Genomic DNA, 13428 nt, shown 5'->3' with positions numbered 1-13428 from the left:
GCCCGGCCGCGCGTCCGCTTCCAGATGCCGCCCGAGGACGATTCCCCCGCCGCCGCCCGCGACGGCGCCGCAGGCACCGAGTTCTCCCCCGCCCGGCACCCGATCCACTTCGGATTCATGGCCACGGTCGGCGTCGGTTTCGCGCTGCTGCTCTACTTTGTGCTGACCAACGTCGGCGAGCTGCTGGCGTGGATCGCGGCGGCGCTCTTCATTGCCCTGGGGCTCGATCCGATCGTCCGCTGGCTGGAAAGCAAGGGGCTGCCGCGTCCGGCCGGGGTCATCATTGTGGTGCTGATCCTGGCCGGGCTGATCGCGGCGTTCATCTCCACGCTCATCCCGACCATCGTCAACCAGACCACGCAGATCGTGGCCAACGCTCCGCGCTATGTCGAGGACATCCTGAACTCGGCCTTCTTCCAGACGATCGATGCGCAGTTCCAGGTCCGGGAACGCATCGACATCGAACTGGAGCGGTTCTTTGCCAGTTCCGAGAACGTCACGGGCATCTTCGGCGGCGTTCTCGGCGTCGGCAGTGCCGTGCTCCAGGGTGCGTTCGGGGCGCTGATCGTGCTGGTGCTCACGCTGTACTTCCTGGCGTCGCTCCCGGCGCTGAAGGTGTGGGCCTACCGGCTCGCTCCGCGGTCCAAGCGGCGACAGGTGCAGCGCCTGTCCGAAGAAATCACCGGCAGCGTGGGCAGCTATGTGATCGGCCAGGCCTGCGTGGCCCTGATTAACGCGGCGGTGGCGTTTATAGCCATGACCATTGCGCAGGTGCCGTTCACGGCCTTGCTGACCTTCGTCGTCGGCCTGCTGGCCTTCATCCCGCTGATCGGGGCCGTGATCGCCGGCGGGTTCGTCTCGCTGGTTGCCCTGACCGTGGGCTGGCAGCCGGCGCTGCTGTTCGCCGTCATCTACTTTGCCTACCTGCAGATCGAGGCCTACTTCGTCTCGCCGCGCATCATGCAGCGCGCGGTGGCCGTCCCCGGCGCGGTTGCCGTGATCGCCGTGATTGCCGGCGGTTCGCTGATGGGTGTGCTGGGCGCCCTGATGGCGATTCCGGCCGCGGCGTCGGTGATGCTGCTGCTGAAGGACGTCTTCATCGTCCGGCAGGACCGGAACTGAGGCCGGGTCAGCGGTAGCGGAAACTGCGGGTCTGCCAGCAGCGCGGATGCCAGTGCCGCCGCTCGGCCAGCGCCGTCTCGCCGCCGAACAGCGAGTCGGCCTGCCAGGCGACGAGGTGCTCGATCCCCGGGCCGATCGTCCGGTTGCAGCCCGGGCAGGTGTACTCCTTGGCGGCGTTCGACGGGGTGATGCGCCGCACGTTCCATTCGCCGTCGGGCGCGTTCTGGCGCTCCGGAATGCCGGCGCGGGCGCGGTCCAGGTCCAGCTCGTTGGCCCGCGTCCACTTGCTGCTGCCCGCCCCTGAGCGGCGGCGCGGGCGGTTGGAACGGGGCATGCCACCATTCTGCCCCACCGGCGCGGCCCCGGCCGAACCGCGCCCTCCCGGCTGCACCGGACCGACCACGCAGCGGGCACCGGTAAAGTGGCCTACTGTGCGTCTTGTCATTGCCCGTTGCTCCGTTGACTACATCGGCCGCCTCCGCGCCCACCTGCCGCTGGCCACCCGCCTGCTGATGGTGAAGGCGGACGGCTCCGTCCTGATCCATTCCGACGGCGGTTCCTACAAGCCGCTCAACTGGATGAGCCCGCCGGCGAATCTCCGGGTGGCGGAGCCGGAGGCCGACGACGCCTCCTCGGGCGTCCGCGAAGTCTGGCACGTCCAGCATGCCAAGAGCGACGACCGCCTGGTGATCAGCATCCACGAGCACCTGCACGAATATAGCCACGACCTCGGCGTGGACCCTGGGCTGGTCAAGGACGGCGTGGAGGCCGACCTGCAGCGCCTGCTGGCCGAACAGATTCACCGCCTCGGCCCCGGCCACACCCTGGTGCGGCGCGAATACATGACGGCGATCGGGCCGGTGGACATCCTGGCCCGCAACGCCGACGGCGGGACCGTGGCCGTGGAGCTCAAGCGCCGCGGCGACATCGACGGCGTGGAGCAGCTGACCCGCTATCTGGAGCTGCTCAACCGCGATCCCCTGCTGGCTCCGGTCAAGGGCATTTTCGCGGCCCAGCAGATCAAGCCGCAGGCGCGCGTGCTTGCCGCCGACCGGGGCATTGAATGCCTGACCCTCGATTACGACGAGATGCGCGGCGTGGACGACGCCGACTCCCGCCTGTTCTGACGCTCCGGCGGGCGTGCAACAGCGCGCGCTCTCATGCCGCTGGTGCCGCGCTCGTCGCCCGCCTGGCGGTAGTTAACTCCGCGCCGAACTCTCGCTTAATAAAAGATTGAATTGTTCTTTGTACCGTTGACCGCCCATGGGGCTTATGTGATGCTTAACTCAGTCTTTGTGTAGGTGTGGTTTTCATGCTCGCAAGACGTGTTGCGAGTGTGAAGCTCCACGGCGTCCGGCCTTCAGGCTTGTCGTTTGGATCTTCCACGGAGTAACCGGGTTGGTACGAGGTGTGCCGGCTTGTTTTTGTTTCACGATGAGGAGATTTAAATGGCACAGGGGACCGTTAAGTGGTTTAACGCGGAAAAGGGCTTCGGCTTCATCACACCGGATGAGGCCGACGGCGACGTCTTCGTACACTACTCTGAAATCCAGTCGGGCGGATTCAAGACCCTCGACGAAAACCAGCGCGTGAGCTTCGAGATCGGCCAGGGCGCCAAGGGCCCCCAGGCCACCGGCGTCACTGTCATCTAGCTTCGGCTTGGCAGGGCGGGCCGTCCACGGCACCGCCACGCACACAGAACCCCTCCGATGCCTTCGGAGGGGTTCTGTGTATCCGGCGTCGGACGTTGCGGCGTCAGGCGGGAAGCTTCGGCGGTCCCAGCCGGACCACGTCTCCGCCCAGTGCGCGCAGGCGTTCGTCGAACCGCTCGTATCCCCGGTCAATGTGCTCGACGCCGTGGATCTCGGTGGTGCCGTCGGCCACCAGCCCCGCGATCACCAGCGCGGCGCCGGCCCGGATGTCGTTGGCCTCGACCGGTGCGCCGGAGAGTTGCGGCACGCCCTTGATCAGCGCGTGGTGCCCGTCCAGCCGCACCACCGCTCCCAGCCGGGCCAGTTCGGAGGTGAAACCCCAGCGCGCTTCGAAGACGTTTTCCGTCACCATGCCGTGCCCGTCCGCCACGGCATTCAGCGCGACGACGAACGGCTGCAGGTCCGTGGGAAAGCCGGGGTACGGCAGCGTGGAGACGTTGATCGGCCGCGGGCGCTCCGGTCCTTCCACCGTGAATCCGTCGTCCCTGCTGGTGATCCGGCAGCCGGCCTGTTCCAGCTTGTCCAGGACCACGGCCAAGTGGCCGGGGTTGGACCTGGCCACGTCCACGGTTCCACCGGTGACGGCAGCGGCGAAGGCCCAGGTCCCGGCGACGATCCGGTCCGGCACGGTGCTGTGGCGCACGGGCTGCAGGCTCTCCACGCCGGTGATGACCAGCGTGGGCGAGCCGATCCCTTCGATCCGGGCACCCATCGAGACCAGCAGGTCCGCGATGTCGGTGATCTCCGGTTCCCGCGCCGCGTTGTCGATCACCGTCACTCCCCGGGCCAGGGTCGCGGCCATCATCAGGTTTTCGGTGGCGCCGACCGACGGATACGGCAGGCGGTGGTGGGTCCCGTGCAGCCCCTGCGGCGCCTTGGCCACCAGGTAGCCGTGGTCGATGCTGATGCTGGCGCCCATCTGTTCCAGCCCGGCCCGGTGCATGTCCAGGCCGCGGCTGCCGATGGCGTCTCCCCCGGGCAGTGCCACTTCCGCCTGCCGGCAACGTGCCACGAGCGGGCCGAGCACGGAAATGGAGGCTCGCATGGCGCGGACCAGGTCGTAGTCTGCCTGGTGGGCCGGCTCCTCCGGGACGTCGATGTGGACGCTGGCGGCGTCCACGTCGTAATCCACCGCGCAGCCGAGCCGGCGCAGCAGTTCGGACATGATCCAGACGTCTTGGATGTCCGGCACATTCGTGATCGTGGAGCGGCCCTGGGCCAACAGCACCGCGGCCATCAGCTTCAGGACGCTGTTCTTGGCGCCGGGAACCTCCACCCGCCCGTTCAGCGAGCTGGGGCCGTGCACCACGATCACGTTCTCCATGGAAACCATCCTACGGTTGGGGCGGGACTGTGCCGGTTACGAACGGCTGTGCCGGTTAAAGGCGGACGGCGCGGCTCCCGGAAGAGCCGCGCCGCAGAGGAATCTCAGCGCCAGGTGCCGATGCCGATCACCGGCCCGGCTTCCAGCCAGGACGAGAGACCCGCATAGACGTCGAAGGTCATGGCCATCGACAAATCCTGTTTTTCGTGCGTGAGCATCACGACGATCGCACCGGGCTGGATCTTGGCCCGCTCGGTTTCGGTCGGCTGCCGCCAGCCCTGCAGTTCCAGGGAACTGCGCCGGAACCGGTAGCGCGGTTTAGGACTCAACGACAGCAGGCGCAGCCATTCCAGGTGCGTGTCCGTATAACGACAAACCCCCATCTGCCAGCTGCCGGGCAGCATGGCGATGGAGGCGTCGAAGGTGCCCAGGGCGCGCCGCAGCTGGTAGCGGCGCACCCCGAAGGCGACCAGTGCCAACACCAGCAGCAGGAAGACTGCGGCCAGTATGGCGAACGTGACGTCGAGACCGTTCACCGGCGGCTAGCGGGTTCCCGCCGTAGCCTCGTCGCCCACCGTCGCGTTGTCTGCGACGATGACGACCCGGTTGCTGTCGACCGAGAAAAACCCGCCGTCGACATTCACGTTGATGCGCTCACCGGAGACCGGCTCGATGACCAGCTCGCCGGCGGCCAGGACCGCCAGCACCGGGCTGTGCCCGGGCAGGATCCCGATCTCGCCGTCGCTGGTCCGCGCCCTGACCATTGTTGCCGGGCCGGACCACACGAAGTGGTCGGCGGCAACAATCTCAACTTCCAGTTCAGCAGAAATATTAGCCACAGGCCTTACTTCCCGGTCTGTTCCTGGATCTTGGCCCACTGGCGCTCCACGTCGTCCAGGCCGCCCACGTTGAAGAAGGCCTGCTCGGCGATGTGGTCGAGCTCGCCGTCGCAGATGGCCCGGAAGCCTTCCACGGTGTCCTTGATGGAGACCGTGGAACCCTCGACGCCGGTGAACTGCTTGGCGGTGTAGGTGTTCTGCGACAGGAACTGCTGGATGCGGCGGGCGCGGGCGACGACGATCTTGTCCTCTTCGCCCAGTTCGTCAATGCCGAGGATGGCAATGATGTCCTGCAGTTCCTTGTTCTTCTGCAGGATCTGCTTCACGCGGACCGCGGTGTTGTAGTGGTCCTGCCCGATGTACTGCGGATCCAGGATGCGCGACGTCGAGGTCAGCGGATCCACGGCCGGGTACAGGCCGCGCGAGGCGATTTCACGGGACAGCTCCGTGGTCGCGTCCAGGTGGGCGAAGGTCGTCGCCGGTGCCGGGTCGGTGTAGTCGTCCGCGGGGACGTAGATCGCCTGCATCGAGGTGATCGAGTGGCCCTTGGTGGAGGTGATGCGTTCCTGCAGCACGCCCATCTCGTCGGCCAGGTTCGGCTGGTAGCCCACGGCCGAGGGCATGCGGCCCAGCAGCGTGGAAACCTCGGAACCGGCCTGCGTGAAGCGGAAGATGTTGTCGATGAACAGCAGCACGTCCTGCTTCTGCACATCGCGGAAGTACTCCGCCATGGTCAGGGCGGACAGGGCCACGCGCAGACGCGTTCCCGGCGGCTCATCCATCTGGCCGAACACCAGCGCGGTGTCCTTGAGCACGCCGGCTTCTTCCATTTCCACCCAGAGGTCGTTGCCCTCGCGGGTACGCTCGCCAACGCCGGCGAACACCGACGTGCCGCCGAAGTTGCGGGCCACACGGGTGATCATTTCCTGGATCAGCACGGTCTTGCCCACGCCGGCGCCGCCGAAGAGCCCAATCTTGCCGCCCTTGATGTACGGGGTCAGCAGGTCGATCACCTTGATGCCGGTCTCCAGCATCTCGGTGGAGCCTTCCAGCTCGGCGAAGTTCGGTGCCTTGCGGTGGATGGGCCAGCGCTCGGTGATTTCCAGCTGGGAGGCTTCGACGTCGAGCGGCTCGCCCAGGACGTTGAAGATGTGGCCCTTGACGCCGTCGCCCACGGGCACGGTGATCGGGGAGCCGGCGTCCTGGACCGTGGTGCCGCGGACCAGGCCGTCGGTGGCCTGCAGCGAGATCGCGCGGACCAGGTTGTCGCCCAGGTGCTGCGAGGTCTCGAAGGTAATAGTGCGGGTCTCGCCGTTGAGGGTCACCTCAGCGGTGAGGGCGTTGTACATTGCGGGGATTGCGTCCGCCGGAAATTCGACGTCGACAACCGGGCCGATGACACGGGCGATACGGCCGGTAGCGCCCGTAGCGACGGAACCGGTTCCGTGCTCGATGGTTTGGGCAGTCATCTTTCTCACTTCTCAGTTTCGATGGCGTGGTTATGTGTGCTGTTGCTGCAGGGACTTATCAGGACGCCGCCAGGGCGTCCGCGCCACCGACAATCTCGGTGAGTTCCTGCGTAATCTCTGCCTGGCGCGCGTTGTTGCGCAGACGGGTGTACTTCTCGATCAGGTCCGTGGCGTTGTCGCTGGCCGACTTCATCGCGCGCTGGCGTGCAGCGAGCTCGCTGGCAGCGGCCTGGAGCAGGGCTGCGAAGATGCGCGACTCGATGTAGCGCGGCAGCAGTGCGTCCAAAACCTGCTCGGGCTCCGGCTCGTACTCGTACAGCGGCAGCAGATCGGTCTCTGCGGTGGCCTCTTCTTCCACAACCTCCAGCGGCAGCAGTCGGATGACCGCGGGCTCCTGGGTAACCATGGACTTGAAGCGGGTGTAGACAATGTGGAGCTCGTCTACGCCACCGTCCTCATACGGCGTGTTGAAGTCGGAGAGCAGTGCCTCGCCGATCTCGCGGGCGGTCGCGAACTCAGGAGCGTCCGTTCCGCCCGTCCAGACCTGCTGGTACTGAATGTTCCGGAAGTCGAAGTAGGCCTGCGCCTTGCGGCCGACCAGGTAGTGGCGGACTTCCTTGCCTTCTCCATGAAGCAGCTCGGTCAGGGACTGGGCCTGCTTCAGCACCGACGCGGAGTACGATCCCGCCAGACCGCGGTCGGAGGTCAGCACGAGCACGGCGGCCCTGCGGATCTGCTCCGGCTCGGTGGTCAGCGGATGGTCGATCTCGGACTGCGAGGCCACGGCAGAAACGGCACGGGTGATCGCATTGGCGTACGGCAACGAGGCCGCGACGCGGCTGCGGGCCTTGCCAATGCGTGAGGCGGCGATCAGCTCCATCGCCTTGAAGATCTTCCGCAGCGACGAAGTCGATGCGATCTTCTGGCGGTAGACCCGAATCTGGGCTCCCATACTCTTCCTTTCCTCGTCCTCGGCGGCCGGACGGAACCCTCACGTGGTTCCGCCCGGCCAACGAAGATGAATTAGCGCTTCTGCTTGACGATCTGTTCCTGGGCGACTTCGTCTTCGGCCAGGGGGTCGTACTCTTCGTGGCCGGCGCCGACCAGACGGCTGTCGCCCTCCCCGAAGAAGCCCTGCTTGAAGTCCACGATCTGCGACTTCAACTCGTCCACCGTCGAATCCTCGAGCAGATTCGTCTGGGCGATCGTCGTCAGCACCGAGCTGCGGTGCCGCAGGTGCGAGAGGAACTCAGTCTCGAACCGGGTGACGTCCTCGACCGGAACATCGTCCAGGTAGCCGTTGGTGCCGGCCCAGATGGACACGACCTGGTTTTCCACAGGGTACGGCGTGTACTGGCCCTGCTTCAGCAGTTCCATGAGGCGCGCACCGCGGGTCAGCTGCTGGCGCGACGCCGCATCGAGGTCCGAGGCGAACATGGCGAACGCCTGCATGTCGCGGTACTGGGCCAGGTCCAGCTTCAGCGTGCCGGAGACCTTCTTCATGGCCTTGACCTGTGCCGCACCGCCCACGCGGGAGACGGACACGCCGACGTCCACGGCGGGACGCTGGTTGGCGTTGAACAGGTCGGACTGCAGGAAGATCTGGCCGTCCGTGATGGAGATGACGTTGGTCGGGATGTAGGCCGAGACGTCGTTCGCCTTGGTCTCGATGATCGGCAGGCCGGTCATCGAACCCGCGCCCATCTCGTCGGAGAGCTTGGCACAACGCTCCAGCAGGCGGGAGTGCAGGTAGAACACGTCGCCCGGGTAGGCTTCGCGTCCCGGCGGGCGGCGCAGCAGCAGCGACACGGCGCGGTAGGCTTCGGCCTGCTTGGAGAGATCATCAAAGATGATCAGGACGTGCTTGCCGGAGTACATCCAGTGCTGGCCGATGGCCGAACCGGCGTAGGGCGCCAGGTACTTGAAGCCGGCGGGATCGGAGGCCGGGGACGCCACGATGGTGGTGTACTCCAGCGCACCCTTGTCCTCCAGGGTCTGGCGGACGGCGGCGATGGTCGACGCCTTCTGGCCGATCGCCACGTAGATGCAGCGGACCTGCCGGTTGACGTCGCCGGACTCCCAGTTGGCCTTCTGGTTCAAGATGGCGTCGACGGCGATGGCGGTCTTGCCGGTCTGGCGGTCGCCGATGATCAGCTGGCGCTGTCCGCGGCCGATCGGGATCATCGCGTCGATGGCCTTCATGCCGGTCTGCAGCGGCTCGTGCACGGACTTGCGCTGGGTAACGCCGGGAGCCTGCAGCTCCAGTGCGCGGCGCTCGTGCGATTCGATCGGGCCCTTGTCGTCGATGGGCAGGCCCAGCGGGTCCACGACGCGGCCGAGGAAGGCGTCGCCGACCGGTACGGACAGGATCTCACCGGTGCGGTGAACTTCCATGCCTTCTTCGATGCCGGTGAATTCACCGAGGATCACGACGCCGATTTCGCGGGTGTCGAGGTTCTGGGCCAGGCCCAGGACGCCGTTCTCGAAACGCAGCAGTTCGTTCGCCATGGCCGAGGGAAGACCCTCGACACGGGCGATGCCATCGCTGGCGGTGGTCACGTGGCCGACTTCGACCCGCTCGGCGCTTCCGGGTTCATAGGACGCCGCGAACTCGTTCAGCGCATTGCGGACGTCGTCGGCGTTGATGGTCAATTCGGCCATCTGCAGTCCCTGCTCTCCTGTGTTTATGATCATCGCGTGGTGCGCGACGACCGGTGTGTTTTTCAGTCTGTGTGAGGCTTCCGGCCCAGTCTCCGCGAGGAGGCTAAACCGCGAGACTCCGGCGGAGCTCGGCCAGGCGGGAGATCACGGACGCATCCACGACCTCATCCCCGACCATGACCCGCACGCCGCCAACCAGCCGTGGATCCACGTTGAAGTGGATCCGCAGCTCCCGGCCGTACAACCGGTTGAGCCCGGCCTGCAGGCGGCTCATCTGTTCGCTGGTCAGCGGACGGGTAACGCTGACCTCCGCGATCCAACGCTGCTGGCGCTTGGCCACCAACTGGATGAACCGCTCTACCAGGGCCGTGGGCTTGATGCCGCGCGGGGCGGTTACCGCCTGCCGGATCAGCAGCTGTGCCACGGGGCCCGCGGCCGGCACCAGCTTCAGCGCCAGCGCCGATTTGGCTTCGTCCGAAGCCTGGGGTTCCAGCAGGGCACGCTGCAGGCCGTGGTCCGACCCGACAATGCGGTTGAACGCGAACAGGTCCCTCTCCAGACCTTCGAGTCCGTCAACACCCTGGCCCTCTGCGACTGCGACAGCCGTCGTGGCCGCCAAGGTCTCCAAGGCGTCCCCGATGTCGCGCGCAGAGGCCCAACGCGCGGCAGCCAACGAGGTGGCGATGGCCCGGGCATCCGCCGAGACCTTCCCCTCGAGGAGGCGGCCGAACATGTCGGCCTTCTCGCTGCTGTCGCGCGCCGGATCGGTCAGGGCACGGCGCAGACCGGCATTGCTGTCCAGCAGGCCCAGGATCCCAAAGAGTTCCTCTGCCAGGGACAGCGAAGCGGTGGGAAGCTTAGCCTCCAGTTCCTGCTGTGCCGCTTTCAGTGACTCGCTCGATACACCGGCCATTATTTAGCAGCACCTGCACTCTGAGACTCAAGGTCGGCGAGGAAGCGGTCCACGACGCGGGCAGCGCGTGCGTCGTCGTTCAGCGACTCGCCGACAATCCTGCCGGCCAGTTCGGTGGCCAGGGTGCCGACTTCGCTGCGCAGCGATGTCACGGCTGCCTGACGCTCTGCATCAATCTGGACCTGGGCCTGCTCGCTGATGCGTGCAGCCTCTGCCTGGGCCTTTTCCTTCAGCTCCGCCAGGATCTGGGCGCCTTCGGCGCGGGCGTCCTCGCGGATGCGGTTGGCTTCCGCGCGGGCGTCCATCAACTGCTGCTTGTACTCGTCCAACGCAGCGCTGGCTTCGGCCTGGGCGGCCTCCGCCTTGGCAATCCCGCCCTCGATGGCTTCGGTGCGCTCCGCATACGTCTTCTCGAACGCCGGAACGACGAACTTGGCGACGATGTACATGAGAATCGCGAAGCCGATCAGCGTGACGACGATTTCCCAGACGTTAGGGATCAGAGGGTTTGCACCCTCCGCGGCGGCGAGGATCATAGCCTGATTCATATCTCACCCGTCCTATCTACTCGGTGTGGATGGTCCGCGTTGCCCTGTTAGAGGACGAACGCGAACACCAGACCAAGAATGGCCAAAGCTTCAGTCAGCGCGAGACCCAGGAATGCGATCGGCTGCAGCACGCGCTGTGCCTCCGGCTGGCGGGCAACGCCGTTGATGTAAGCAGCGAACACGAGGCCCACACCGATGGCACCGCCGATAGCGGAGAGACCGTAACCGACGAGGTTGATATTGCCTTCCATTATTTTCCTTTCAAGATGCCCCAATGGGCAGGTTGTTGGTTCAGGTTCTTCCCCAGCGGGGAAATTTAGTGTTCCTCGGCCAAGGAGCCTTGGATGTAGATCGCGGTCAGCAGGACGAACACGTACGCCTGCAGGACCTGGATCAGGATTTCGAAGAAGTACATGCCCACGCCGCCGGCCAGCGTCAGGATGCCCAGCGGCTTCAACCAGAAGTCGGCATCCATGATCAGGAATTCGGATCCGGCGGCAGCCAGCATGATGATCAGGTGGCCGGCCAGCATGGTGGCGAAGAGACGCAGGCTGTGCGTGACCGGGCGGACCAGGAAGGTGGAGATGATTTCGATGAGGACGACCAGCGGGAGGATCGCCTTCGGCACGCCGGACGGAACGACGGCGAGCTTGAAGTAGGCGATGCCGTGCTTCTTGATGCCCAGGACGATCCACGTAATGTAGACGACGCCGGCCAGGGCGTAGGCCGTGCCCACGTGCGACGGGGTCGGCAGCTGCAGCAGCGGAATGGAGCCGAAGAGGTTGTTCACCAGGATGAAGAAGAACAGTGCCATCAGCAGCGGGACGAACGGCCTGAAGTCGCGCTCACCGATGATGTCCTTGCCCACCGAGTTGCGGACGAAGTTGTAGCTCATTTCGCCCAGGTGCTGCAGCTTGCCGGGAACAAGCTGGCGGCGGCGGGAGGCCGCCACGAAGAACCAGGAAATCAGTGCGACGGACAGCAGGACCAGCAGCATCTGCTTGCCGAAGCCCTCACCGTACGGGGCCATCCACGGGAGAACCTCCGGTAGATGCATATCTTCGAGGCTCGGTGGGACGAAGCCACCTTCATCAGCGGCCGCCGGAAGCGCAAGCGCGATCAACGCGTTTCCTCTCTGCAGTGTCCATCTTTGGGCGTTTCAGGGTGGGTCGCCATCGAGGCAGGCCACCATATAAAGTTTTCTGACATTTAGGTGTGGTCCCCCGCGCCATCCTCATGGCGGCGCCGGGCGCCGCGCGTGAGGTTGTGTTTGCGGGCCAGATAATATCCGCCTCCAGCGCCCAGAACGGCGCCGACGAAAATCAGCCAGCGGGTATCCAACAGATAGTCCAAACCCCAGCCTACCAAACCCCAGGCGATGATCCCGCCAAGGATATAGGTGAGGACGGTGTTGCCGCCCTGGTAGGTGGAATCGTCCCCGGAACCGCTCCGCGCGGGGCCGGATGTGCCTTTAGAGGCCATGTCCGATTTCCCCTTCCGAATGCTGCCGACGGTCCGCCGGCTCCGGTTCGGGGTCGGCGTACAACTGGTGCCGGGTGCGCGAGAAGGCGAACACTTCGGCCGCCTGCCAGACCACCACGGTGGCCACCGCCGCAACAAAGAACCAGGTCCGCTCGAGCCACATCGGGGTGCCGATGAGGAAGAGAGCCGCCCCAAAGCCCACTACTTTGATGATGTAGGTGGCGATGAAGGCACCGATGGCGCCGGAAGGATTGGACCGCCCCACGTAGTGGCCCACCAGCAGGCTGATCGCGAAGAACAGCACCACCAGCGTCGCGCCGAGCAGGGCACTCAGGGCACCGGCCGCACCCGCCGCCACCGTTGACATCACGATGACCAGCCCGGCGGTTGCACCGCCGGCGACCAGGGCGGACCGCAGGATCTTCAGCCACGGCGACCGGGTGGGACCGGATGCAGCGACAGCTGCGCCAGCGGCGGAGTGGCCGTCGTGGCGTGAAGCGCGCATTGGTAGTCCGTTTTCGATCGCGGTGCGGGGCGGGCCGGAACGGCCGGGTTTATTCTACATGAGATAGAACTTGCCGACGAGTCGGGCCCCGCCGTTACGCCGCCCGGTTGGCGGCGTTGGATGAGCGGCGGCTGAAGAGCACCGGCGCCCGCAGGTAAAAAACAACGACGGCGGCGCACGCGGCGATGGCTGCCGCCTTGCCCGCGAGGCCCGATTCGGCCGCCAGGTAGCCGCAGAAACCGGTCAGCAGCGAACAGCCGGTGACCAGCAGCGCCGACTGCACGTGGCTGAAGCCCACGTCCGTCAGCCGCTGGTAGGCGTGCTGCCGGTGCGGCGTGTACCACCGCTCCCCCGCGCTGATCCGGCGCAGCAGCGTGGCGAGCGTGTCGGCCAGGTAGATGGCCACCGGACCCAGCAGGTACTCCGCCTGCACGCCGTCCAGAAAGGCGGTGATGCCCAGCATGGCCAGGCCCGCCCCCAGCAGGTAGCTGCCGACGTCGCCCAGGAAGACGTTCCCGCGGCCCAGGTTCCAGGGCAGGAACGCCACAAAGGCGGCCGCCACCACGGTCCCGCCGACCACCAGCCAGCCGTGGCCGGTGATGGCGCCGGTAGCGGCGAACATCAGTCCGACGGCCGTGCCGTGCAACCCGGAAATCCCGTTGATGCCGTCCATGAAGTTGGCGATGTTGATGTAGGCCGCCAGGGCGAGGGCGCCCAGCGGCAGCCACCACCACGTCTGGCCGGTGAGTCCGATGGCCAGTGCGGCGCCGCCGAGTCCGATGCCCAGCTGCAGCGCGGCCCGGCCGCGGATGGACAGTCCCCGAAAGTCTTCGATCCAGCCCAACAGCGCGGC

At 66.1% G+C, this 13428-nt stretch carries 17 protein-coding genes; 3 read left to right on the top strand and 14 right to left on the bottom strand.

All coding sequences use genetic code 11. From position 1 onward, the window contains the following. Window positions 1-1122, top strand: a 1122-nt coding sequence (locus tag AC5RUJ_RS04350) for an AI-2E family transporter (protein ID WP_494155624.1), incomplete at its 5' end; no start/stop codon positions are given. Window positions 1123-1129: 7 nt separating this feature from the next. Here the strand turns inward: AC5RUJ_RS04350 and AC5RUJ_RS04345 are convergent. Next, window positions 1130-1456, bottom strand: a complete 327-nt coding sequence (locus AC5RUJ_RS04345; protein WP_494000114.1) for an Rv1322 family protein — start codon at window positions 1454-1456, stop codon at window positions 1130-1132. 97 nt (window positions 1457-1553) lie between these two features. On the opposite strand from AC5RUJ_RS04345, the gene nucS reads away from it, so the two are divergent. Next, window positions 1554-2249 (top strand): endonuclease NucS, encoded by a 696-nt coding sequence (gene nucS / locus AC5RUJ_RS04340; RefSeq protein WP_494000115.1) that lies wholly within the window; start codon window positions 1554-1556, stop codon window positions 2247-2249. Window positions 2250-2570: 321 nt separating this feature from the next. Next, window positions 2571-2774, top strand: coding sequence for a cold-shock protein (locus AC5RUJ_RS04335; RefSeq protein ID WP_136787594.1), 204 nt, complete (start codon window positions 2571-2573; stop codon window positions 2772-2774). A 103-nt stretch (window positions 2775-2877) separates the two neighbouring features. Here the strand turns inward: AC5RUJ_RS04335 and murA are convergent, their stop codons facing one another. The 13 genes from murA to AC5RUJ_RS04270 form a co-directional block, all read right to left on the bottom strand. Beyond that, entirely contained in the window at window positions 2878-4158 is a 1281-nt protein-coding gene (gene murA, locus AC5RUJ_RS04330) for a UDP-N-acetylglucosamine 1-carboxyvinyltransferase (protein ID WP_494100856.1), read from the bottom strand. 104 nt (window positions 4159-4262) lie between these two features. After that, window positions 4263-4694: a DUF2550 domain-containing protein gene (locus AC5RUJ_RS04325; protein ID WP_493989254.1), complete on the bottom strand. Its 432-nt coding sequence runs from the start codon at window positions 4692-4694 to the stop codon at window positions 4263-4265. Window positions 4695-4700: 6 nt separating this feature from the next. Continuing rightward, entirely contained in the window at window positions 4701-4997 is a 297-nt protein-coding gene (locus tag AC5RUJ_RS04320) for a F0F1 ATP synthase subunit epsilon (RefSeq protein ID WP_494000118.1), read from the bottom strand. Window positions 4998-5002: 5 nt separating this feature from the next. Beyond that, window positions 5003-6466, bottom strand: a complete 1464-nt coding sequence (gene atpD / locus AC5RUJ_RS04315) for a F0F1 ATP synthase subunit beta (protein ID WP_494012423.1) — start codon at window positions 6464-6466, stop codon at window positions 5003-5005. 58 nt (window positions 6467-6524) lie between these two features. Next, window positions 6525-7418, bottom strand: coding sequence for a F0F1 ATP synthase subunit gamma (locus tag AC5RUJ_RS04310; protein WP_493979721.1), 894 nt, complete (start codon window positions 7416-7418; stop codon window positions 6525-6527). Between the two features lie 71 nt (window positions 7419-7489). Further along, complete coding sequence (gene atpA, locus AC5RUJ_RS04305; RefSeq protein ID WP_494128947.1) at window positions 7490-9127, bottom strand: F0F1 ATP synthase subunit alpha; 1638 nt, start codon at window positions 9125-9127, stop codon at window positions 7490-7492. A 103-nt stretch (window positions 9128-9230) separates the two neighbouring features. Continuing rightward, on the bottom strand, window positions 9231-10040 hold the full coding sequence (locus AC5RUJ_RS04300) for a F0F1 ATP synthase subunit delta (protein ID WP_494012424.1): 810 nt from the start codon (window positions 10038-10040) through the stop codon (window positions 9231-9233). Next, window positions 10040-10588, bottom strand: coding sequence for a F0F1 ATP synthase subunit B (locus AC5RUJ_RS04295; RefSeq protein ID WP_494012425.1), 549 nt, complete (start codon window positions 10586-10588; stop codon window positions 10040-10042). Before AC5RUJ_RS04295 ends, AC5RUJ_RS04300 begins: the two co-directional genes overlap by 1 nt. Window positions 10589-10635: 47 nt before the next feature. After that, complete coding sequence (gene atpE, locus AC5RUJ_RS04290; protein WP_074701684.1) at window positions 10636-10839, bottom strand: ATP synthase F0 subunit C; 204 nt, start codon at window positions 10837-10839, stop codon at window positions 10636-10638. A 65-nt stretch (window positions 10840-10904) separates the two neighbouring features. Then, entirely contained in the window at window positions 10905-11711 is an 807-nt protein-coding gene (gene atpB, locus AC5RUJ_RS04285; protein ID WP_494012426.1) for a F0F1 ATP synthase subunit A, read from the bottom strand. Window positions 11712-11797: 86 nt separating this feature from the next. Further along, on the bottom strand, window positions 11798-12070 hold the full coding sequence (locus AC5RUJ_RS04280) for a hypothetical protein (protein WP_494012427.1): 273 nt from the start codon (window positions 12068-12070) through the stop codon (window positions 11798-11800). Then, a complete protein-coding gene (locus AC5RUJ_RS04275; protein WP_494073727.1) occupies window positions 12060-12575 on the bottom strand; it encodes a Cg1360 family ATP-synthase-associated protein in 516 nt (171 codons plus the stop codon). The genes AC5RUJ_RS04280 and AC5RUJ_RS04275 overlap by 11 nt, the downstream gene beginning before the upstream one ends. 94 nt (window positions 12576-12669) lie before the next feature. Then, window positions 12670-13428 (bottom strand): MraY family glycosyltransferase (locus AC5RUJ_RS04270; protein WP_494155623.1); only part of this gene is annotated, 759 nt, incomplete at its 5' end.

Source organism: Arthrobacter sp. Y3223164, from assembly GCF_059091005.1.
This window is presented reverse-complemented; position numbering and strand designations above follow the sequence as displayed.